This is a genomic window from Nitrospirillum guanabarense (assembly GCF_034653355.1).
In the GTDB taxonomy this organism is placed as follows: Bacteria; Pseudomonadota; Alphaproteobacteria; order Azospirillales; family Azospirillaceae; genus Nitrospirillum.
Window position 1 is genome coordinate 949,612 of the sequence record NZ_JAYEER010000004.1, and the last position, 21,587, is coordinate 971,198.

Genomic DNA, 21,587 nt, shown 5'->3' on the forward strand with positions numbered 1-21,587 from the left:
GGAACCAAGGGGGGCAAGGGCATGATGGCGGACGGCGCGGAGGCGGGTACCGAGGGCTGGGCCCTGTGCCCGGTGACGCCTGGTTTCATCGCCCATATCGGCCCCTTCTGGGAGGGGCGGCCCGCCCGTGGCGGCGGGGACGGCGGCTGGGTCCGCGCCTTCGTGGCGGATGAGCGCCACCTGGCGGCCGGCGGCCAAATCCATACCTCCGTCCTGGCGTCCTTCGCCGAACTGGTTTGCCTGCGCGCCATCAGCGACGAAGGCGTGCCGGAGGGGGAGGCGGTGCTGCTGAATTTGACGCTGAACCACCTGGGCAGCGGCCCGCGCGGCACCCTGGTGCAGGGTGAGGCGCGGCTGATCCGCCGTAACTGGTCGCAGCTGGTGACCGAGGTCCGGGTCCATGATGGCGACCGACCCCTGGTGGCCGGCACCGCCCTGTGGAGCCTGGCCGGCGCCTGAAGGCGGCCCCGTCGCCCCCACCCGCCCCTTATGACGTGCGGGCCGTCTGCCAGGCGTTGGTCTGGTCCGAAGTGAAGACGCCCAATTGGTCGCCGCTGAAGGCGTTGGCCTGGTCCGACGACATCGCCAGGATCTGGTCGGTGCTGAGGCCCGGGATCTGATCGGTGGTGAACATCGGCACCTGGCTGACGGTGAACTCGCGGATGTCGTCCGTGGTCAGGGCGCTGATCTGCGCCGTGGTCAGGGCGTCGATCTGGGTGCTGTTCAGCAGGGCGACCTGGGTGCCGCTCAGCGCCGACAGGTTGCTGGTGCTGAGGCCCGCCAATTGCGCCGTGGTCAGGGCCGTCACCTGCGCGGGCGTCAGATTCACGATGCGGTCGGTGGCCAAGGCGTCCAGCTGCGCGGTACCCAGCGCCTTCACCTGGGCCAGCGACAGGCCGGAGACCTGGGTGGTGGTGAGCGCCGCCACCTGGCTGGTGGTCAGGGCCCCGACCTGCGCCGTGCCCAAGGCGGCCACCTGCGCCGCGGTCAGGCTCGACACGTCGCCCGTGGTCAGGGCGGATATCTGGTTGGTGGTCAGAACACCCAACTGGGTGGCGGACAATTCGCGGATGTCGGCGGTGGACAGCGCGTTCAACTGGCTGGTGGTCAGCGCCTGGATCTGCGCCGTGGTCAGCACGGTGGCCTGCGGGCCGCTCAACGCCGAGAGGTTGTCGGTGTCGAGCGCCGATATCTGGGCCGTGGTCAGCGCGGTGATGAGGGTGGGCGACAGGCCCCTGATCTGCGACGTGCTGAGCGCGTTCAGCTGATCGGTGCTGAGCGCCTGGATCTGCGGGGCCGACAGGCTGCTCAGCTGGGTGTTGCTCAGCGCCGTCAGCACCGCGGTGCTGAGGCCGGAAAGCTGCGCCGTCGTCAGGGCGGCCAGCTGGGTGGCCGACAGCGCGCGGGCGTCGCTGGTCGACAGGGCGTTCAATTGGTCGGTGCTCAGCGTCTTGACCTGCGTGGCCGACAGGCCGGCCACCTGGGCCGTCGTCAGGCCGGCCACCTGGGCCGTGGTCAGGGCCGTGATCTGCGCCGTGGTCAGCGCCGCGGTCTGAGGCGTGGTCAGCGCCGCGACGTGGGTGGTGTCCAGGGCCGCTAGCTGGCTAGTGGTCAGCAGGGCGACCTGGGCGGCCGTGAACTCCGTGATGTCCGAGGTGGTCAGGGCGTTCAACTGGTCGGTGCCCAGCGACTGTAGCTGGGCGCTGTTCAGGCTGTTCACCTGGGTGGCGCTCAAGGCCGACAGGTTGTCGGTGCTCAAGCCGGCGATCTGGTCTGTGGACAGGGCGGCCAGCTGCGTGGCCGTCAGGGCGCGGGTGTCGGCGGTGGACAGCGCGTCCAGCTGGCTGGTGGACAGCACCTTGACCTGGGCGGCCGTCAGGCTGGCCACCTGCGTGCTGCTCAAGGCCTGCAGGAAATCGGTGCCCAGGCCGCTCACCTGGTCGGTGCCCAGGCTGCTCAGTTGCGTCGCCGTCAGGGCCCGCGTGTCCGCCGTGGGCAGGGCGTTCAGCTGGTCGGTGCCCAGGGCGTGCAGTTGCAGGGTGGTCAGGCTGGCCACCTGGCCGGTGGTCAGGGTGGACAGGAAGGGGATGCCGAGGCCGCTGATCTGGTCCGTGGTCAGGGCCGCCACCTGGGTCCCCGTCAGCGTCCGGATCGTGTCGGTGCTGAGCGCGTTGATCTGGCTGGTGGACAGCACCTTGACCTGGGCGGCCGACAGGCTGGTCACCTGCGCCGTCGTCAGCGCCCCCACCTGATCGGTGGTCAGGGTGCTGACCTGCGCCGTGGTCAGGCTGGGCACTTGGCTGGTGGAGAGGGCGGTCAGCTGGGCGGTGCCCAGGGCCGACAGCTGGGCCGTGGTCAGCTGGCCCACCTGGGTCGCCGTGAATTCACGCACATCGGCGGTGGTCAGGCTGTTCAGCTGGCCGGTGGTCAGGGCCTGGACCTGGGCGCTGCCGAGGTTGCCCACCTGGGTGGCGCTGAAGGCTGACAGGGCGTCGGTGCCCAGGGAGGATACCTGGGCCGTGGTCAGGGCCTGGACCTGGGTGGCGGTCAGGGCGCGGGCGTCGGCGGTGGACAGGGTGCCCAGCTGGTCCGTGGTCAGCGCCTTGACCTGGGTGGCCGAGAGGTTGGCGATCTGGGGGGTGCTGAGCGTCGCCAGGAAGCTGGTGCTGAGCTGCGAGACCTGCGCCGTCGTCAGGGCCTGGATCTGCGCGGCGGTCAGGGCGCGGGCGTCGTCGGTGGACAGGGTGTTCAACTGGTCGGTGGTCAGGCTGGACACCTGCCCCGCCGTCAGGCTGGACACCTGGGCGGTGGTCAGCACCGACAGGTTGGCGGTGCTGAGGCCCGCCAGCTGCGCCGTGGTCAGGGCGGCCACCTGGGTGCCCGTCAGCGTCCGCACCGTATCGGTGCTGAGCGCGTCCAGCTGGTCGGTGGTCAGGGCCTTGACCTGGGTGGCGGTCAGGCTGGTGACCTGCGCCGTGGTCAGGGTGGCGACCTGGCCGGTGGTCAGGGTGTTCAGCTGCGCCGTGGTCAGGCCGCCGATCTGGCTGGACGACAGGGATGTCAGCTGCTCCGTGCCCAGGGCCGACAGCTGGGCCGTGGTCAGCTGTCCCACCTGGGTGGCGCTGAGTTCCCGGATGTCGGCGCTGTTCAGGCTGTTCAGCTGGCCGGTGGTCAGGGCCTGGACCTGGGCGCTGCCGAGGCTGGGCACCTGGGTGCTGCTGAGCGCCGACAGGTTGGCGGTACCCAGCGCCGCGATCTGGCCCGTGGACAGGAAACCCACCTGCGCGCCGGACAGCTCGCGGATATCGGCGGTGGTCAGGCCGTTCAGCTGGTCGGTGGTCAGCGCGCGGACCTGGGCGGAGGTCAGGCCGGCCACCTGCGTGGCGGTCAGCGCCGACAGGGCGTCGCTGCTCAGCGCCGCCACCTGGTTGGTGGTCAGGGCCGACACCTGCGTGGCCGTCAGGGCGCGGGCGTCGGCCGTGGGCAGGGTGCCCAGCTGGTCGGTGGTCAGGGCCTTCACCTGGGTCGCCGACAGGCTGGCCACCTGGGTGCTGCTGAGGGCCGTCAGGAAGGCGGTGCCCAGCGCCGACACCTGGCTGGTGCTGAGGCTGGTCAATTGCAGGGACGTCAGGGCCCGCGCTTCCGCCGAGGACAGGGTGTTCAGCTGGTCGGTGGTCAGGGCCCCCACCTGGGCCGCCGTCAGGCTGACCACCTGGGCCGTGGTCAGGGCCGTCAGGGTGCCGGTGGCCAGGCCCGCCACCTGCGCCGTCGTCAGGGCCGAGACCTGGGCGGCGGTCAGTTTCTGCAGGTTGGCGGTGGGCAGGGCCGACAGCTGGTCGGTGGTCAGGGCCTTCACCTGGGTGGCCGATAGGGTGACCAGTTGCGCGGTGGTCAGGGCCGCCACCTGGTCGGTGGTCAGGGCCCCCACTTGGGTGGTCGTCAGGCCGGCCAGCTGCAGGGAGGTCAGCGCCGTCAGCTGGCTGGTTCCCAGGGCCGACAGCTGCCCGGTGGACAGCGTGCCCACCTGCGTGGCGCTGAACTCACGCACGTCGGCCGTGGTCAGCGCGTTCAGCTGGTCGGTGGTCAGCGCCCTGACCTGGGCGCTGGTCAGGCTGGGCACCTGGGCACTGCTGAGCGCCGACAGGTTGGCGGTGCCCAGGGCGGACACCTGGTCCGTCGTCAGGGTCGCGACCTGGGTGGCGGAGAATTCGCGGATGTCGGCGGTGGTCAGCGCGTTCAGCTGATCGGTGGTCAGCGCCCTGACCTGGGCGCTGGTCAAGCCGGTCACCTGGCTGGCGCTGAGCGCGGACAGGGCGTCGCTGCCCAGGGCTGCCACCTGGGCGGTGGACACGGCCGCCAGCTGCGTGGCGGTCAGGGCGCGGGCGTCGGCGGTGGACAGGGTGCTGAGCTGATCCGTGGTCAGCGCCCGCACCTGGGCGGTGGTCAACGCGGCGACCTGGGCGGTGCTCAACGCCGCCAGGGTGGCGGTCTGCAGGCCGGCCACCTGGGCGGTGGTCAAGGCCGCGATCTGGCTGGGGGCGAATTCCCGCAGGTCGGCGGTGGTCAGGCTGTTCAACTGGTCGGTCGTCAGCGCCTGGACCTGCGCGTTGGTCAGCGTCTGCACCTGCGCGCTGCTGAGCGCGGACAGGGCACTGGTGCCCAGCGCGGCGATCTGCCCGGTGGTCAGCCCGGGAATCTGGAGGGAGGTGAGGGCGCGCAGGTCCGCGGTCGACAGGGCGGACAGCTGGTCCGAGCTGAGTGTGCGCAGCTGGGCCGTGGTCAAATTGGCCACCTGCGCGGTGGTGAGGGCCGCCAGGGCGTCGCTGCCCAGCCCCGCCACCTGGGTGGTGCTCAGCTGGCCCACCTGGGTGGCGGTGAATTCGCGGATGTCGGCGGAACTCAGCGCGTTCAGCTGGTCGGTGGTCAGGGCGCGGATTTGCAGGCTGCCCAGCACCGCCACCTGCGCGCTGTTCAGCGCCGACAGGTTGTCGGTGGACAGGCCGGCGATCTGCGCCGTGCTCAGCGCCGCCACCTGCGCCGGCGTCAGCTTCTGCACCGACGCCGTCCCCAGGGCGCTGAACTGGTCCGACCCCAGGCCCTTCAGCTGCACCGCCGTCAGGCTGGCCAGCTGCGCGGTGGTCAGGGCCGCGACCTGGCCGGTGGTCAGCGCCGACAACTGGGTGGAGGTCAGGCCCGTCAGTTGCGGCGTGGTCAGCGCCGACAGGTTGTCGGTGTCGATGGCGGAGATCTGCGCCGTGCTGAACGCCGTCACCTGGGCGGCGGCGAATTCCCGTATGTCGGCCGTCGTCAGGCCGTTCAGCTGGTCCGTGGTCAGGGCGCGGACCTGGGCGGTCGACAGCTTCTGCACCTGGGCGCTGGTCAGGGCCGACAGGTTGTCGGTGCTGATGCCCGCGATCTGCGCCGTGCTCAGGGCGGCGAGCTGGATGCTGGTCAGCGTCCGCACCGTGGCGGTGCCCAGCGCGTCCAGCTGGTCGGTGGACAAGGCCTTGATCTGGTTGGCGGACAGGTTCGCCACCTGCGCCGTCGTCAGGCCGCCGACCTGGTCGGTGCCCAGGGCGGCCACCTGGGCGGTGGTCAAGGCGGTCGTCTGGATGGTGGTCAGGGCGGCCAGGTTGCCGGTGCTGATGCCCGCGATCTGCGCGGTGGTGAGGGCCGCCACCTGCAGGCTGGTGAATTCGCGGATGTCGGCGGTGGTCAGGCTGTTCAGCTGGTCGGTGGTCAGCGCCCTGACCTGGGCGGTGGAGAAGGCCGCCACCTGGAGGGAACTGAGCGTGGACAGCACGTTGCTGGTCAGGAAGGGAATCTGGCCGCTGGTGAGGGCGGACAGTTGCGTCACCGCCAGGGCCTTGGCATCGGCCGTGGACAGGGCCGACAGCTGGTCGGACGTCAGCGCGCGGATCTGCGCCGTGGTCAGGCCCGCCACCTGCGCGGTGGTGAGGGCGGCGACGGCGTCGGTTGTCAGGCCCGAGGTCTGGCCGGTCGTCAGGGACGCGATCTGGCTGGCGCTGAATTCGCGGATGTCGGCGGTGGTCAGCGACGCCAGCTGGTCGGTGGTCAGCGCCTTGACCTGGGCGGCAGTCAGGCTGGCCGTTTGCGCGCTGTTCAGGGCCGACAGGTTGTCAGAGCCCAGGCCCGCCAGCTGGGCCGTTGTCAGGCCGCTCAGCTGCGTGACGGTCAGGGCGCGGATGTCGGCGGTGGACAGGGCCGCCAACTGGTCGGTGGTCAGAGCGCCGATCTGCGCCTTGCTGAATTCCTGGATGTCGGCGGTGGTGAGGGCGGCCAGCTGGTCGGTGCTCAGCGCCTGTATCTGGTTGGAGGTCAGGCCGGCGACCTGGGTGGATTTCAGGGCCTTGAAATCATCGGTGCCCAACGCCGTGATGTCGGCTTCGCTGAACGCCTGCAGCTGAGTTGCGCTGAATACCATTTGGCTGACCTGGAAGGCCGCCGCCTGCTGCGTCGTCATCGCCCTGATCTGGGCGGTCGTCAGCGCCTGGACGTCCTGCGTCGTCAGCCGCTGGATATTCGTGGTCGTGATGGCGGCGAACTGCGCCGGCGTCAGAAGACCGATCTGCGAAACCATACCCACCTCCGACCGCATCTCTTTGAGATGCTTCGTATTCGGCGCAAGAACCCACACCCCTTCTGGGTGTCGCCACGGCCTGGTGGCGTTGACGTCCGCCTTGTCCCCCGCCCCCTACTGGATGCGCTGGAAAAGGTATTGAGACACGACCGCCCCGACGCCCCTTTGGGGCCGCCACGACCAGGCGACGCGATGCCAATCACAAGATTGCATTCAAGGGATGAATGTATCCGTTTTCGTGGTGTTTCGCACCCTCGAATGCACGGCTTGGCTTAGGCGCGCGCAAGAGGCGCAAAGGGATGGGGTATGGGGCGGGCCAGGGCGCCGGCGACCCCAAAAAAAACGCCGGCTGTCTCAGGACAGCCGGCGAAGATGAAGGGAGCCTCATAAGGAGGTTGAAGGCTTGAGAGTGTCAAATCCGTCACGGTCAAGCCCCTCTTATATAGCTCCGACGCGGATTGATGAAAAGTTAAAAAACCGTGGCAAGCGTGTCACACTTCAAAAAACTGACCTCATGGTTAACCCCAAAGGCTCAGTCGCCGCGCACTTCCTCCACCATCTCCTCCAATCGGGCGAAGTCGCGGACCAGAAGGGAGTTGTCCTGGCGGATGACCAGCCTGTCGCGCGACAGGTCGCCCAGCACGCGGGCGACCGTTTCGCGGGTGGTGCTGACCCGGGCGGCGATGTCGCTGTGAATCGGGATGGGGGAGATGGCGGCGGTGTTGTCGCCCTTCAGATTGGGCTTGGCCAGGCGCAGCAGCTCGGCGTGCACGCGGTTGTTGGCGCCCAGCGTCGACAAATCCATGATCCGTCCGGTAGCGGAACGAACGATGCTGGCCAGGCGGGTCATGACGCCCCAGGCGATGGTGGGGTTCTGCGTCACCACCTGCTGGAACAGGCGCGGCGACATGAAGGCGACCATGACCTCGCTCAGCGCCACGATGCTGGCGGATCGCGCCTCGCCATCGATGGCGGACAGTTCGCCCAGGTAGCCGCCGGCCTCCACATCGTCGAAGGTGACCTCGCGGCCGGAGAGGGAGTAGTTCACCACCCGCACCCGGCCCTCGACGATGAAGCAGACGTCACGGCTGTCCGACGCGCGGTCGATCACCTGTTCCTGCGGGTGGAAATGGCGCCAGCTGCACTGCTTGGCCAAGCTGGCGCGCTGGTCCGCCGTCAGGGGGGCCAGCAGCTCGATGCTGTCGAGGGACGCGGCTTCGATCACGGGAATAGGCTCCGGATAGGGTCGGTCGCGGTACGGATGCCATCCCCGGCATCCGTACCGGCCCCTAACATTGTGTGTGGGGGCTGATTTAACAGGGCCCATTTAACAGGGACTGGAGCCGGACAATAACGGCCCGCAAGCCCGCCGTAAACGGCTCCACGCCTTTTGGTGGAGACCCGCTATCCAAAGAGCCGTTCGTCCCCCTGCGGCGCCCCCGCTTTATCCCTGCGGCGCCATTGACCGGCGCGGCCTCAGCGCCGTTTCCTCCACTCGGATGCGGTGGGTCAGCAGCAGGACGTTGGCGAGGGAGAAGACCAGGGCCAGTTGCCAGGCGCCGAAGGCCAGGGGCACCGCCGCGATCTCCGCCACCACGACGCAGTAGTTGGGATGGCGGACCCAGCGGAAGGGCCCGCCCCGGACCAGCGGGGCTTGGGGCAGGGTGATGACGCGGGTGGTCCAATAAGGGCCCAGGGTACGGATGACCCAGTACCGGGCCAACTGCAACAGGACCAGCAGGCCCACCACGGGCCAGACCACGGGCGCGTCGGCCGGAACCAGGAAGAACAGCGCCGCCAGCCAGGCGCTGTGCAGCAGGATGAACAGGGGGTAATGCGCCCGCCCGACCTCGCGCCCGCCCTGGTCCAGCAGGCGGCGGGTGTTGCGGTTGGCCAACCGCAATTCCGCCAGGCGCTGGACGGCCAGCAGCAGGACGACGATTTGCGGGGGGCCGAAAGCGAGTCCGTCCATGGCTTAGAACCGCATCAAGCCCAGGGCCGCGACGAAGCCGGGCCCCAGGGCGGACAACAGCTGCAGGCCTCGCGCCCCCTGGCGCAGGCGACGTTCCAGGACGAACAGCACGGTGACGGCGGACATGTTGCCATGCTGGCGCAGGATTTCGCGGGCGTCATTCAGGCCCTCGGTGGCGGGTGCGAAAATCTCTTCCAGCGCGTCCAGCACCTTGGTGCCGCCGGGGTGGCAGATCACGCCGGCCAGGTCCGACAGCGTCATGCGCTGGCGATCCAGGAAGCCGGCCACCACGGCCGGCAGTTTCTCCCGCACCAGGGTGGGGATGCTCTGCGCGAAAATGACGCCCATGCCGTCGTCCTCCACCTGCCAGCCCATGATGCCCAGGCTGTCCGGCCAGCGATGCTCGGCCGACGTCAGAAAGGCGGGACCGGAGTCATGTCCCTCATGGCGGCCTTTGGGGGCCGCGCGCAGTATGGCCGCCGCCCCGCCGTCGCCGAACAGGGCGGTCGCGATGACGTTGGCCTTGGACAGGTCGCCCCGGCGGAAGCTGAGGGCGCACAGCTCCACCACCAGCAGCAGGACGTTGGCCCCGGGCCGGGCGGTGGCCCAGGTGGCCGCCCGCGCCAGGCCCAGCACGCCGCCGGCGCAGCCCAGGCCGAACAGGGGCATGCGCTCCACATCCGGCCTCATGCCCAGACGCTGCATGATCAGCGCGTCCAGGCTGGGCGTGGCGATGCCGGTGGAGGAGACGGCGACGATGGCGTCCACGTCGGTGGGCTTGAGGCCGGCCTGATCCAGCGCCTGGGTGGCGGCGCGGGCCAGCACGTCAACCGCGTGCTCCAGGTACAGGGCATTGCGCTCCGCCCAGCCGTGCGGCTCCAGATACCAGTCCAGCGGCACGCAGGAGGCGCGGCCCTCGATGCCGGCATGGGTGAAGACGGGCGCCAGCCGGTCGAAATCGCGCAGCCGGTGGGCGAAGACCTGGCGGGCGCCGGCCAACGCCTGCTCCTGCGTCAGGCGGTAGGGCGGCAGCGCCGTGGCGATGGACAGCAGCCGGGCGGTGGTATGGTCTGTCGCGTGGGCCATGATCGATGCGTGTCCCCCCTTTTGTTCGCCCGCCGGCAGGCGGAAACGAAATCATCTTAAGGCCGGGGGGTTCCGGGAACATCCGCCACTTTGGCGGGGTGGCCCGACCGGCGGCGGTTGGAATAAACCCCGCCGCCGTTTCGTCAGACGCCCGTCATGCCCGCACTGATCACAGCAGCGACAAAACGCCCAGGCCCAGGATGATCAGGGCCAGCGGCGCCAGGCCCAGGGCCAAGCGCACGCGGCCGATGGGGCTGGGCTGTTCGGGCGGAATGGAACGGGCGCGATAGGCGCCGACCAGGGTCAGGAGGGTCATGCCGCCCAAAGCCCCGCCGATGATGGAGCCGACCAGGGCGCCGCGGCTGCCCACCGGCTGGTGCGGATGCGCCATGACGGTGAAGACCACCGGCACCAGGCCCAGCCCCAGGCCGATCAGGGCATGCTTGATGATCGTCAGGGTGCGCAGGCTGACCTTGCCAGAAGGGGCGGGGCCAGAGGGGGGGCCAGAAGGGGCGGCGGTGGAAATGTCGGACATGCGGGCGGCCTTTCACGGCTGAGGTGACGTGACGCGAGATATGTCCCACCCTTTCTCCCGCAACTGGCCGGAGGATGTAGCCCTGCGGGGCGGTGTTCAGCCTGACCGCAGCGTCTTGACGGCCTCGTCGCGCTGGAACAGGTACAGCAGCACGCGCAGGGCCTGGCCGCGCGGGGTTTCCAGGTCGGGGTCGCGCGCCACCATCAGGCTGGCGTCGTCGCGGGCGGTGGCCAGCAGATCGGCGTGCACCGTGATGTCGGCCATGCGGAACTCCGGCAGGCCTGACTGGCGGGTGCCCAGCACCTCGCCGGCGCCGCGCAGCTCCAGGTCCTTCTCGGCGATGATGAAGCCGTCCTCCGTTGACGTCATGACATCCAGGCGGGCGCGGGCGGTCTCGCCCAGCGGGGCGGTGTACAGCAGCAGGCAGGCGGAAGGGCGGTCGCCGCGCCCCACGCGGCCGCGCAGCTGGTGCAACTGGGCCAGGCCGAAGCGCTCGGCATGCTCCACCACCATGATGGTGGCCTCCGGCACGTTCACCCCCACCTCGATGACGGTGGTGGCCACCAGCACCGACAACTCGCCGGCGGCGAAGCGGGCCATGACGGCGTCCTTCTCCGCCCCCTTCATCTTGCCGTGCACCAGGCCGACGCCATCGCCCAGCCGTTCCATCAGGGTGGCGTGGCGCAGGGTGGCGTTGGCGAGGTCCACCGTTTCCGACTCGTCCACCAGGGGGCAGACCCAATAGACCCGCTGGCCGGTCTTGATGGCGGCGGCCACGCGCTCCACCACCTCTTCGATGCGGTCGGCCGCGGCGGCGCGGGTCACCACCGGCTTGCGCCCCGGCGGCTTTTCCGTCAGGCGGCTGACGTCCATGTCGCCATAGGCGGTCAGGGTCAGGGTGCGGGGGATGGGCGTGGCGGTCATGACCAGGGTGTCGACGCCGCGCCCCTTGGCCGCCAGGGCCAGGCGCTGGTGCACCCCGAACTTGTGCTGCTCGTCGATGATGGCCAGCGCCAGGTCGCGGAAGGCCACGTCCTCCTGGAACAGGGCGTGGGTGCCGATCAGGATGTCGATCTCCCCCGACGCCAGGCGATCCAGCACCTGCTGGCGCGCCTTGCCCTTGTCGCGGCCGGTCAGCAGGGCTAGGCGGATGCCGGCGGCGTCGGCCAGGTCGGCCAAGCTTTCGGCGTGCTGGCGCGCCAGGATTTCCGTGGGCGCCATCAGGGTCGCCTGGGCCCCGGCCTCCACCGCTGTCGCCATGGCCATCAGCGCCACGATGGTCTTGCCGCTGCCCACATCGCCTTGCAGCAGGCGCAGCATGCGCTCCGGCCGCGCCATGTCGGCGTCGATCTCCACCAGCGCCTGGGCCTGCGCCCCCGTTAGCCGGTAGGGCAAGGCCGCCTGGATGCGGGCGCGCAAGGTGCCGTTGCCCACCGTGGCGCGGCCGGCCAGCCGCCGCTGGTGCCAACGCACCAGGGCCAGGGCCAGTTGGTTGGCCAGCAGCTCGTCATAGGCCAGACGCTGCCGCAGGGGGCTCAGCGGGTTGACGTCCGCCTCTCCCTTGGGGTCGTGCGCGCCGGTCAGCGCCGCCTTCCAGGCGGGCCAGCCCTGGCGCTCCAGCCACGCCGGGTCCTGCCACTCCTCCAATTCCGGCGTGCGGGCCAGGGCGGCCTGGATGGCGGTGCGCAGCGGCTTGGGGTTCAGGCCGCCGGTCAGGGGATAGACCGCCTCCACCTCTTGCGGCGGAGCGCCTTCCTCCACGGGGGCGAAATGGTCGGGGTGGGGCATCTGCAGCAGGCCGTTGTAGCGTTCCACCTTGCCGCTCACGACCACCATCTTGCCCTGGGGCAGCTTCTTCTCCAGCCAGTCGCCCTTCACGTGGAAGAACACCAGCTCCATCTCCCCGGTATGGTCGGTGCAGCGCACGCGGTAGGGACGGTGGCGTTGCACCGGCGGCATGTGGCCGTCCACCCGCACCGTCAGGGTGACGATGCGGCCCTCTGGCGCCTCATTGATGCTGGGGGCGTTGGCGCGGTCCAGGATGCCGGTGGGCAGGTGCCACAGGATGTCCGCCACATGCGGGCCGGTCAGCCGCTCCGCCAGCTTGCCCAGGCGGGGGCCCAGGCCCGGCAGGCTGGTGATGGGCGCGAACAAGGGATAGAGGACGGGCGGGCGCACGCGAAGGCTCCAGGACGCAAAACCGTAGGCATATGCCTATATCCTAGCGGCCCGCGCTGTCGACCGCCTAGCGCGCGGCAAGGTGCGTTTACGATATGTTCCGCCGCGTGTATGGTGCGGCCATGCCGGGCGCGCGGCCATTGAGGACGTGACAGCGCCCGGGTCTGCCGTTACTCCAGGGACGGATGCGGCGTGGCCGGTGCGGCCGCCAAGCATCCCTATCAGATTTCCGTTTCCATAAGGCCGTGCCATGCCCCCCGCCCCCCGTCCGATGCCGCCCCCGAAGACGCCCTGGCCGTGCGGCGCAAGCGCCTGATCTTCCGCAGCTGGCATCGCGGGATGAAGGAGATGGACCTGCTCATGGGCACCTTCGCCGAAAAGCATGTGCCGGCCTTCACGGTGGAACAGCTGGACCGGTATGAACATTTGCTGGATCTGAACGATCCGGACGTCTTCGACTGGCTGCTGGGGCGCGCGCCCTTCCCGGATGACCTGGATGCGGACCTGATGGCCCTGCTGCAGGCCCACCGCGTCGCCTGACCTTCCTTCTTCGCCTAACGCTTGGCTGTTTCCCATGCCCGACACCGTGCTGCCGTCCGCCGTCCTTTCCAGCCTGAACCCCGATACGCCGCGCCGCCTGCTGGTGGCCGGCGCGCCGGAGGGGCATGACGCCCGCGTGCTGGCCGACCTGGCGCGGCGGGCCGGGGCCTCGGGCCTGATGCATGTGGCGCTGGACGACACGCGCATGGCCCGGGTGCGGGAGGCCCTGGCCTTCTTCGCGCCCGACGTGGCGGTGCTGCCCTTTCCGGCGTGGGACTGTCTACCCTATGACCGCGTCTCGCCCAACGGCGACATCGTCGCCCGGCGTATCGAGACCCTGACCACGCTGCTGGGCGCCCGGCCGAAAGGCCCCTTCGTCGTCCTGACCACCCTGAACGCCGCCCTGCAGAAGGTGCCGCCGCGCCTGGCCTTCCGCAACGCCACCTTCAGCGCCAAGGTGGGCGGTCGCCTCAACGTCGATGAACTGCAGCGCTTCCTGGCCAACAACGGCTACACCCGCGCCCAGACGGTGCGTGAGCCGGGCGAGTACGCCGTGCGCGGCGGCATCATCGACCTGTTCCCCCCGGCGACGCCGGAACCCTTGCGCCTGGACCTGTTCGGGGATGAGCTGGAAGGCGTGCGCGCCTTCGACCCCATGACCCAGATGACCACGGAGAAGCGGGCGGGCGTGGACCTGAAGCCCATGTCGGAGGTGTTCCTGGACGACCCCTCCGTCCAGCGCTTCCGCACCGGGTATCGCGAGCTGTTCGGCGCCGTCACCGACAGCGACCCGCTGTATGAGGGCGTCAGCGCCGGGCGTAAGATGCCGGGCATGGAGCACTGGCTGCCCCTGTTCCACGCCGGCCTGGACACGCTGTTCGACTACGTCCCCGCCGCCATGGTCAGCCTGGACGCGCAGGCGGAAGAGGCGCGCGACGCCCGCCTGTCCCAGGTGGCGGATTTCTACGAGGCCCGCCGCACCTTCCAGGAGGTGGAGAAGAAGTCCGGCACACCGGTGTACAAGCCGGTGCCGACTGGCGCCATGTTCCTGGACGGCGACGCCTGGGACCGGCACCTGGCCCTGCGCTGTGTCGCCCAGCTGTCGACCTTCGCCGCTGTCGCCCGTGAAGACGAAAAGGGCGGGTCCAACCCCAACCTGGCCGATGCCGGCGGCCGCCGGGGGCGGGACTTCGCCGACGCCCGCGCCAACCCGGACGTGAACGTCTTCCGCGCGCTGGGCCAGCACATCGACCAGATGCACGCCGACGGCCGCCGCGTGGTGGTGGCGGGCTACAGCCAGGGTGCCCGCGACCGCCTGGCCAAGATGCTGAAGGAACACGGCATCGACCCGGCCCTGACCGCCGACACCTGGGCGGAGGTGGGGGCGCAGGAATCGCGGGCCACCGCCGTCATCGTGCTGGGCATCGACACCGGCTTCACCACCGGCGACCTGGCGGTCATCACCGAACAGGACATCCTGGGCGACCGCTTGGCCCGCCCGTCGCAGAAGAAGCGCCGCGCCGCCAACTTCATCGCGGAGGCCGCCAGCCTGTCGCCCGGCGACCTGGTGGTGCACGTCGATCACGGCATCGGCCGCTACGATGGGCTGGAGACGCTGACCGTCACCGGCGCCCCGCATGACTGCCTGCGCATCCTCTACGACGGCGGCGACAAGCTGTACGTGCCGGTCGAGAACATCGAAGTGCTGTCCCGCTTCGGCTCCGAGGAATCGGGCGCGCAGCTGGACAAGCTGGGCGGCGTGGGCTGGCAGTCGCGCAAGGCCCGGGTCAAGAAGCGGCTGAAGGACATGGCCGATGCGCTGCTGCGCATCGCCGCCGAACGCGCCCTGCGCAAGGCCCCGCCCATTGAGGTGCCGGACGGCGTCTATGACGAGTTCGCCGCCCGCTTTCCCTATGCCGAGACGGACGACCAGCTGAAGGCCATCGAGGACGTGCTGGAGGATTTGAATTCCGGCCAGCCCATGGACCGCCTGGTGTGCGGCGACGTCGGCTTCGGCAAGACCGAGGTGGCCTTGCGCGCCGCCTTCGTCGCGGCCATGAGCGGGTTGCAAGTGGCGGTGGTGGTGCCCACCACCCTGCTGGCCCGCCAGCACACCCGCACCTTCGAGAAGCGCTTCGCCGGCCTGCCCGTGCGCCTGGGGCACCTGTCCCGCCTGGTGACGGCGAAAGAGGCCAACCAGACCAAGGCGGGCCTGGCCGACGGCACCGTCGACATCGTGGTCGGCACCCACGCCCTGCTGGCCAAGAGCATCCAATTCAAAAGCCTGGGCCTGGTCATCGTGGACGAGGAACAGCATTTCGGCGTGAAGCAGAAGGAACGGCTGAAGGAACTGCGCACCGACGTGCACGTCCTGACCCTGACCGCCACGCCCATTCCCCGCACCCTGCAACTGGCGCTGAGCGGCGTGCGTGAGCTGTCGCTGATCGCCACCCCGCCGGTAGACCGCCTGGCCGTGCGCACCTTCGTGCTGCCCTATGACCCGGTGGTGATCCGCGAGGCCATCCTGCGCGAGCATTACCGCGGCGGGCAGAGCTTCTACGTCTGCCCGCGCATCGAGGATCTGCCCAAGCTGCAGGAACGGCTGGCCGAGCTGGTGCCGGAGGTGAAGATGATCACCGCCCACGGCCAGATGCCGGCGGCGCAGTTGGAGGAGGTGATGACCGCCTTCGATGAGGGCAAGTACGACCTGCTGCTGGCCACCAACATCATCGAAAGCGGTCTGGACATCCCCAGCGCCAACACCCTGATCGTCCACCGCGCCGATATGTTCGGCTTGGCGCAGCTGTACCAGGTGCGCGGCCGCGTGGGCCGGTCCAAGGTGCGGGGCTACGCCTACCTGACCTATCAGCCCAAGACGGTGCTGTCGCAGACGGCGCAGCAGCGCCTGCACGTCATCGAGACGCTGGACAGCCTGGGGGCGGGCTTCCAGCTGGCCAGCCATGACATGGACATCCGTGGTGCCGGCAACTTGCTGGGTGAGGAGCAGTCCGGCCAGATCCGCGAGGTGGGCGTGGAACTCTACCAGCAGATGCTGGAGGAGGCGGTGGCCGCCGCGCGCGGCGGCCTGACGGAGGCGCAGGCGGCGGAGGAGCAGTGGACGCCGCAGATCCAGCTGGGCATGCCGGTGCTGATCCCGGAAGACTATGTCGCCGACCTCGGCATCCGCCTGTCGCTCTACCGCCGCGTGGCCGACCTGGTGGACCGGGCGGAGATCGACGCCTTCGCCGCGGAGATGGTGGACCGCTTTGGCACCCTGCCGGGGGAGGTGGAGAACCTGCTGCGCCTGGTGGAGATCAAGCGCCTGTGCCGCGACGCCGGGGTGCAGACCCTGGACGCGGGCCCCAAGGGTGCCGTCATCGGCTTCCGCAACAACGAGTTCAAGAACCCGGCCGCCCTGGTGGGCTTCATCCAGAGCCAGGCGGGTACCGCCAAGATCCGGCCGGACCACAAGCTGGTGCTGCTGCGCCCCTGGGACAGCGCCGAGACCCGCATGGACGGCGTGCGCAAGCTGATGAGCGATCTGGCCAAGATGGCGGCCGGTGAGACGGTGAAGGCCGACCCGCCCCCGCCACCGCCGCCCCCTCCGCCGCCCAAGCCCCAGGGCAAGCCCGTCTCCGCCTGGGGGCACAAGCCGCCGCTGCCGGCCGGCAAGCTGAACCGCCCGGGCTTCTCGACACCGCCGCGCGGCCGGCGGTAAGGCCGCGGGGAAACCCAGTCGGCCCCGCACCCTGGCGGTACAACCAATCCCTGCCTTCCTGATGTTGGCGGCGCGGGTTAGAATCCGGGCTGTGTCCTGGAGGGGAGGGGGCTATGGTCGGGGTGCGAGAGCTTCTGGAACAAGCCGCCGCTGCCCGGCGGGCGGGCCGGTTGTCGGAAGCCTTCGACCTGGCCAGCCAGGCCGTTACCCTGTCGCGCACCGGTGGCCAGGAGGGTGGCGCCGATCTGCGCCAGGCGTTGACGCGACTGGCGCAAGCGTTGCGGGATCTGGGGCGGCCGGCTGAGGCGCGGCTGCCGCAGGAGGAGGCGGTGGCCCTTTTCCGCGATGCGGGCGATGGCCTGTCCACGGCTGGGGCCCTGCGCCACTTGGGTGGTATCCTTGACGACATGGCGGCCCATGCGGACGCCGTCCCGGTTTATGCCGAGATGATGACCTTGTACCAAGCGGCGGAGGTCGCCCCCCTGGAAATGGCCAACGCCGTACGGGCGCTCGCCTGCAATGCCGAGGGGCGCGGCGACCAGCGCGAAGCCGTAGCGCGATGGCGGGAGGCGTTAAACCGCTATGCCGCGCTCGACGCGGTGTTCCACGGCGACTTCGGCCTGGCCGACAATCCCGGTGTCAAAGAGGCGCGGACGCGCCTGGCACGGCTCCAGGCCGGCGCAGTCTGAGGCGGGCCCCGAGCCAATCCGTCCCGTGCCGCCGGCGACATCCACAGCGCCCAAGCCCCAGGTCAAGCCCGTCTCCGCCTTGGGCCACAAGCCGCCGTTACCGGTCAGCAAGCTGAACCGCCCCGGTTTCTCCACGCCACCACGCAGCCGGCGGTAAGTGTCGCTTTACTGGGGTGGTATCACAATCCATTGAAGCGTTTCCGAATCTGACCAAAGATTACATGAGCCAGTACCAGCAATGTTTACTTTTTTATTAAGGGAATATGCGGTCAGCACGACGGAAAGCATCGCTTTTCCCACGTCTGACGATGGATCGATGGCAAGTCTATCTGCATAGCGGGAACAGGCAGGAGTGGAGGTAGTGTCGCTTGAGATGTAAACGAAGGCGATCCCACTCCCACCTGCAAGATTTTGTCCAAGCTCGACTTGCGGCTGGATGACATAGACACTGTTTGCCGATCCGGCCATGCCGCTCTTACACGTGATTAAAGTGGCTATGAGTGTTGCGGAAATAATATTTATACGTTTGACTGAGGCTGTCATCAAATTCTCCCCCGAAACTAGTATAATAAATACCTATAGCGGATGAGAGCCAGAATCACAACGTGTGGCGGATCAGCCTATGGACAGTGGCGGCACGGTGCGGCCAGCCAGCCGTTTTCCGCCATAAATGAAATAATTTAATAAGCCCGGATCGGTGGATGCAATTTCCGAACGGCTGAGGCAACAATCGCCGCAACGTGGAATAATGAGCGGAGGATGTCACCATGGCCGTCGACAGCAAGCACCCCGAGACCCTGGCCCTGCACGCCGGGTACCGGGCCGATCCCGCCACGGGGGCCGTGGCCGTGCCCATCTACCAGACGACATCCTATCAGTTCCGCGACACGGAGCACGCCGCCAACCTGTTCGCGCTCAAGGAACTGGGCAACATCTACACCCGCATCATGAACCCCACCACCGACGTGCTGGAACAGCGCTTGGCGGCGCTGGAGGGTGGGGTGGCGGCCCTGGCGGTGGCGTCGGGCCAGGCGGCCAGCACCTTCGCCATCCTGAACGTGGCCAGCGCCGGCGACAACTTCGTCACTTCCACCGACCTGTACGGCGGCACCTGGAACCTATTCGCCAACACCTTCAAGCAGCTGGGTATCGAGGCGCGCTTCGTCGACCCGTCGGACCCGGAGAACTTCCGCCGTGCCACCGACGACAGCACCCGCGCCTATTACGCCGAGACGCTGCCCAACCCCAAGCTGCGCGTCTTCCCCATCGCCGAGGTGGCGGCCATCGGCCGCGACTTGGGCGTGCCGCTGATCATGGACAACACGGCCACCCCCATCATCGCCCGCCCGCTGGATCATGGCGCGGCCGTCGTCGTCTATTCCACCACCAAGTATATCGGCGGCCATGGCACCAGCATCGGCGGTGCCCTCATCGACGGCGGCAATTTCGATTGGGAGGCGCATGCCGATCGCTTCCCCCTGCTGAACCAGCCGGACCCCAGCTATCACGGGGCGGTGTGGACGCAGGCGGTGAAGCCGCTGGGTCCCATCGCCTATATCCTGCGCGCCCGCGTCACCCTGTTGCGCGACATCGGCGCCGCCCTCAGCCCGTTCAACGCCTTCCAGGCCATCCAGGGGCTGGAGACCCTGCCGTTGCGCATGCGGGAGCATAACCGCAACGCCAGCGCCGTCGCGGCCTTCCTGGCGGAACATTCCAAGGTGTCGGACGTCATCCACCCCAGCCGGCAGACGGGGGAACTGCGCCGCCGGGCGGACGCGGTGCTGAAGGGCGGCCATGGCGCGCTGGTGGGCTTCGAACTGAAGGGCGGCGCCGACGCCGGCCGCCGCTTCATCGACGCGCTGAAGCTGTTCTACCACGTGGCCAACATCGGCGACGCCCGCAGCCTGGCCATCCACCCGGCCAGCACCACCCACTCGCAATTGTCGGTGGACGACCAGGCGGCCACCGGCGTCACCCCCGGCTATGTCCGCCTGTCCATCGGCATCGAGCATATCGACGACATCCTGGCCGACCTCAGCCAGGCGCTGGATGCGGCCTGAGGGGGGCAGCATGATATAAGCCCAAGACGGGGCGCCGATGTGCCGGCACCCCGCCTGCGGGCAAGGTCAGGGCGGCCGCGCCTGATGGTCTCAGGCCACCAGGCGGCGATAGAGGTGCCAGGTGCTGTGACCCAGCACCGGCATCACCACGATCAGGCCGACGAAGGCGGGCAGGGTGCCGGCCAGCAGGCTACCGGCCACGATCAGGCCCCACAGCGCCATGACGCCCGGGTTGCGCGCCACCGCCCGCATGGAGGTGCCGATGGCGGTGTGCAGCGGCACATCGCGGTCCAGCAGCAGGGGGAAGCTGATGGCGGCGATGGCCAGCACCACGGCGGCGAAGCAGGCGCCCACGGCGCAGCCTACCGCGATCATGGTCCAGCCGGCGCGGGTGCCCGCCACGTCGGCCGCGAACTGCGCCACCGAGGCTGGCGGCTGCGGGCCCAGGGTGGCGTCATAGATGCCCTGGGCGGCGTACAGCCAGGCGAAGTAAATGATGGTCAGCAGGAAGCCCAGGGCCGCGATGGCGGCGATGGCCGGGGAGCGGAGGGGCCCGAACGCCTCCCGCCAGCTGGGCTGGGCGCCGCGCTCCCGCTGCCGGCTCATCTCCAACAGGCCGATGGCCGCCACCGGACCCACCAGCACGAAGCCGGAGGCCAGCGGGAACAACATCGGCAGCATGTTCAGGTTCACCGCCGCCCGGGCCAGCACACAGCCCAGGATGGGGTAGATGACGCACAGCGCGAAGACGTCGGTGCGGAAGGCGCCGAAGTCGCGGAAGCCGGCGGCGATGGCCTCGCCCAGGTCGGCCACGCCGATGCGGCGAACCACCGGCGCCTCACGCGCGCGCAGGTCCTCCATATGCCCGATGGCCCGGCCGACGGAGGCGACACCGGCCGCCGCCTCCCCCAGCCGTTCCCAGGTCCATTCCACGGGGTTGCGTATGGTCTCTTGTGTCATGCCCGATCCTCCTGAACGCATTGCGGTTTCAGGCAGAGGCCCAGAGATCGCTGGGGCCCAAGGCAGGGTGTCTTGTCGCGACCGAGGCCCAACGGTCAGGGGTCGGCCGCGCAGGGCGGTTAAGCGCCGCTCCCGTCTTCGCGGGAAGTGTACGCCGGTTGGTTGGTCTTGTTAATGGGCGTGGGAATAGGGGACCGGAAGTGGAGAAGCGGCTTCCAATGTCCGGTCCCGGCGCGTTCCGTGCGCCCATCTTGTCGAGGCGGGGTCGTCCGTGTGTGGGGGCTAGGGCTTGGGCGGGAGTTGGGCGGCGTCCAGGAACAGGGGCTCCCAGACATGGCCGTCCGGGTCTTCGAAGCTGCGGCTGTACATGAAGCCGAGATCTTGGCTGGGGTTCACGTCGGCCTTGCCGCCATGCCGGCTTGCGGCCTCGGCCATGGTGTCGACGGCGGCGCGGTCGTCGCAGGACAGGGCCAGCATCAACGCCCCGCTGGCGTGGGTGTCGGTGATGGGCTTCTGGGTGAAAACCCGCCACTTATCGTGGGTCAGCAGCATCACGAAGATGGTGTCGGAGAACACCATGCAGGCGGCGGTCTCGTCGGTGAACTGCGGATTGTTCACCGCGCCGATGGCGGCATAGAACGCCATCGCCTTGGGCAGGTCGCGCACCGGTAGGTTGATGAAGATTTGCTTGGCCATTGTCCTCTCCTTTCAGGAAGCAGTGCCCAAAGGACGGGCCGGGCCATCCGGAACCGACAGGGCCCAGAAATTTTTCTTTCGGTGGTGGGGAGCCACCCCAGGCGTCCATATCGCGTTCTCAGCACGCCGCCTTCTTCTCCACCCGGGCCATGAAGCGGGCGTAGTCGATCACGCCCCGGCTGTGGAAGCCTTCGCCGATTAGGCCGGCGGCGTCGTGGGCGGCGACCTTGAAGCGCAGGGCGCGACCGTCGAAGGCGATCAATTCCACGGTGGCGGTGACGGTCATGCCCACGGGCGTGGCGGCCACATGGCTGACGTCGACATGGGTGCCGACGGTGCGCTCCCCCGGCTCCAGATAGGGGGCCAGCGCCCGCACGCAGGTCCATTCGATGAAGGCCACCATCTGCGCGGTGGCGAAGACCGGCGGCATGTCATGGAAGCCGCCGAAGGCGGCGGGCAGGGAGGGCACCAGCATGCTGGCGTCGACGGTCAGGCTTTCGCTGTGGCGCAGGCCGGGCTGCAGGCAGGATTTCATGGGGGCGGCTTCCTCTG

15 protein-coding genes are annotated in these 21,587 nt (G+C 69.1%); 5 read left to right on the top strand and 10 right to left on the bottom strand.

Annotation, left to right across the window (positions count from 1 at the left end; translation table 11 throughout):
• Window positions 1–21: 21 nt before the first annotated feature.
• Window positions 22–459, top strand: a complete 438-nt coding sequence (locus UAA55_RS22425; protein WP_322955507.1) for a PaaI family thioesterase — start codon at window positions 22–24, stop codon at window positions 457–459.
• Window positions 460–487: 28 nt separating this feature from the next.
• Here UAA55_RS22425 and UAA55_RS22430 read toward each other — a convergent pair whose 3' ends face one another.
• The 6 genes from UAA55_RS22430 to recG form a co-directional block, all read right to left on the bottom strand.
• Entirely contained in the window at window positions 488–6,601 is a 6,114-nt protein-coding gene (locus tag UAA55_RS22430) for a beta strand repeat-containing protein (RefSeq protein WP_322955508.1), read from the bottom strand.
• 532 nt (window positions 6,602–7,133) lie between these two features.
• Entirely contained in the window at window positions 7,134–7,826 is a 693-nt protein-coding gene (locus tag UAA55_RS22435; RefSeq protein ID WP_322955509.1) for a Crp/Fnr family transcriptional regulator, read from the bottom strand.
• A 219-nt stretch (window positions 7,827–8,045) separates the two neighbouring features.
• Complete coding sequence (locus UAA55_RS22440) at window positions 8,046–8,573, bottom strand: isoprenylcysteine carboxyl methyltransferase family protein (protein ID WP_322955510.1); 528 nt, start codon at window positions 8,571–8,573, stop codon at window positions 8,046–8,048.
• Window positions 8,574–8,576: 3 nt separating this feature from the next.
• Window positions 8,577–9,659 carry a type III polyketide synthase gene (locus UAA55_RS22445; protein WP_322955511.1) on the bottom strand — a complete coding sequence of 361 codons (1,083 nt, stop codon included), beginning with the start codon at window positions 9,657–9,659 and terminating at the stop codon, window positions 8,577–8,579.
• A 169-nt stretch (window positions 9,660–9,828) separates the two neighbouring features.
• Window positions 9,829–10,194, bottom strand: a complete 366-nt coding sequence (locus UAA55_RS22450; protein WP_322955512.1) for a hypothetical protein — start codon at window positions 10,192–10,194, stop codon at window positions 9,829–9,831.
• A gap of 96 nt (window positions 10,195–10,290) precedes the next feature.
• Complete coding sequence (gene recG / locus UAA55_RS22455; protein WP_322955513.1) at window positions 10,291–12,372, bottom strand: ATP-dependent DNA helicase RecG; 2,082 nt, start codon at window positions 12,370–12,372, stop codon at window positions 10,291–10,293.
• Window positions 12,373–12,564: 192 nt separating this feature from the next.
• On the opposite strand from recG, the gene UAA55_RS22460 reads away from it, so the two are divergent.
• The 3 genes from UAA55_RS22460 (at window position 12,565) to UAA55_RS22470 (ending at window position 17,319) form a co-directional block, all read left to right on the top strand.
• Window positions 12,565–12,912, top strand: coding sequence for an FAD assembly factor SdhE (locus tag UAA55_RS22460; protein WP_322955514.1), 348 nt, complete (start codon window positions 12,565–12,567; stop codon window positions 12,910–12,912).
• 34 nt (window positions 12,913–12,946) lie between these two features.
• Window positions 12,947–16,630 carry a transcription-repair coupling factor gene (mfd, locus tag UAA55_RS22465; protein WP_322955515.1) on the top strand — a complete coding sequence of 1,228 codons (3,684 nt, stop codon included), beginning with the start codon at window positions 12,947–12,949 and terminating at the stop codon, window positions 16,628–16,630.
• Between the two features lie 113 nt (window positions 16,631–16,743).
• Entirely contained in the window at window positions 16,744–17,319 is a 576-nt protein-coding gene (locus UAA55_RS22470) for a tetratricopeptide repeat protein (protein WP_322955516.1), read from the top strand.
• 165 nt (window positions 17,320–17,484) lie between these two features.
• Here the strand turns inward: UAA55_RS22470 and UAA55_RS22475 are convergent, their stop codons facing one another.
• Window positions 17,485–17,862 carry a hypothetical protein gene (locus UAA55_RS22475; protein WP_322955517.1) on the bottom strand — a complete coding sequence of 126 codons (378 nt, stop codon included), beginning with the start codon at window positions 17,860–17,862 and terminating at the stop codon, window positions 17,485–17,487.
• Window positions 17,863–18,086: 224 nt separating this feature from the next.
• Here UAA55_RS22475 and UAA55_RS22480 point away from each other — a divergent pair, with 224 nt between their 5' ends.
• Window positions 18,087–19,379 (top strand): O-acetylhomoserine aminocarboxypropyltransferase/cysteine synthase family protein, encoded by a 1,293-nt coding sequence (locus UAA55_RS22480; protein ID WP_322955518.1) that lies wholly within the window; start codon window positions 18,087–18,089, stop codon window positions 19,377–19,379.
• A gap of 90 nt (window positions 19,380–19,469) precedes the next feature.
• Here UAA55_RS22480 and UAA55_RS22485 read toward each other — a convergent pair whose 3' ends face one another.
• The 3 genes from UAA55_RS22485 to UAA55_RS22495 all read right to left on the bottom strand — a co-directional run bounded on the left by UAA55_RS22485 (window position 19,470) and on the right by UAA55_RS22495 (window position 21,570).
• Entirely contained in the window at window positions 19,470–20,339 is an 870-nt protein-coding gene (locus UAA55_RS22485; protein WP_322955519.1) for a DUF2189 domain-containing protein, read from the bottom strand.
• Window positions 20,340–20,621: 282 nt separating this feature from the next.
• Entirely contained in the window at window positions 20,622–21,035 is a 414-nt protein-coding gene (locus tag UAA55_RS22490) for a VOC family protein (protein ID WP_322955521.1), read from the bottom strand.
• 118 nt (window positions 21,036–21,153) lie between these two features.
• A complete protein-coding gene (locus UAA55_RS22495) occupies window positions 21,154–21,570 on the bottom strand; it encodes a thioesterase family protein (protein WP_322955523.1) in 417 nt (138 codons plus the stop codon).
• Window positions 21,571–21,587 lie beyond the last annotated feature (17 nt).

Bases quoted from the DNA above. Each gene is read 5' to 3' on its own strand.
- UAA55_RS22430 (WP_322955508.1), bottom strand. From the start codon at position 6,601: ATGGTTTCGCAGATCGGTCTTCTGACGCCGGCGCAGTTCGCCGCCATC.
- UAA55_RS22440 (WP_322955510.1), bottom strand. From the start codon at position 8,573: ATGGACGGACTCGCTTTCGGCCCCCCGCAAATCGTCGTCCTGCTGCTG.
- UAA55_RS22470 (WP_322955516.1), top strand. From the start codon at position 16,744: ATGGTCGGGGTGCGAGAGCTTCTGGAACAAGCCGCCGCTGCCCGGCGG.
- UAA55_RS22480 (WP_322955518.1), top strand. From the start codon at position 18,087: ATGGCCGTCGACAGCAAGCACCCCGAGACCCTGGCCCTGCACGCCGGG.
- UAA55_RS22495 (WP_322955523.1), bottom strand. From the start codon at position 21,570: ATGAAATCCTGCCTGCAGCCCGGCCTGCGCCACAGCGAAAGCCTGACC.
- UAA55_RS22450 (WP_322955512.1), bottom strand. From the start codon at position 10,194: ATGTCCGACATTTCCACCGCCGCCCCTTCTGGCCCCCCCTCTGGCCCC.
- UAA55_RS22485 (WP_322955519.1), bottom strand. From the start codon at position 20,339: ATGACACAAGAGACCATACGCAACCCCGTGGAATGGACCTGGGAACGG.
- UAA55_RS22445 (WP_322955511.1), bottom strand. From the start codon at position 9,659: ATGGCCCACGCGACAGACCATACCACCGCCCGGCTGCTGTCCATCGCC.
- UAA55_RS22490 (WP_322955521.1), bottom strand. From the start codon at position 21,035: ATGGCCAAGCAAATCTTCATCAACCTACCGGTGCGCGACCTGCCCAAG.
- mfd (WP_322955515.1), top strand. From the start codon at position 12,947: ATGCCCGACACCGTGCTGCCGTCCGCCGTCCTTTCCAGCCTGAACCCC.
- UAA55_RS22425 (WP_322955507.1), top strand. From the start codon at position 22: ATGATGGCGGACGGCGCGGAGGCGGGTACCGAGGGCTGGGCCCTGTGC.
- UAA55_RS22475 (WP_322955517.1), bottom strand. From the start codon at position 17,862: ATGACAGCCTCAGTCAAACGTATAAATATTATTTCCGCAACACTCATA.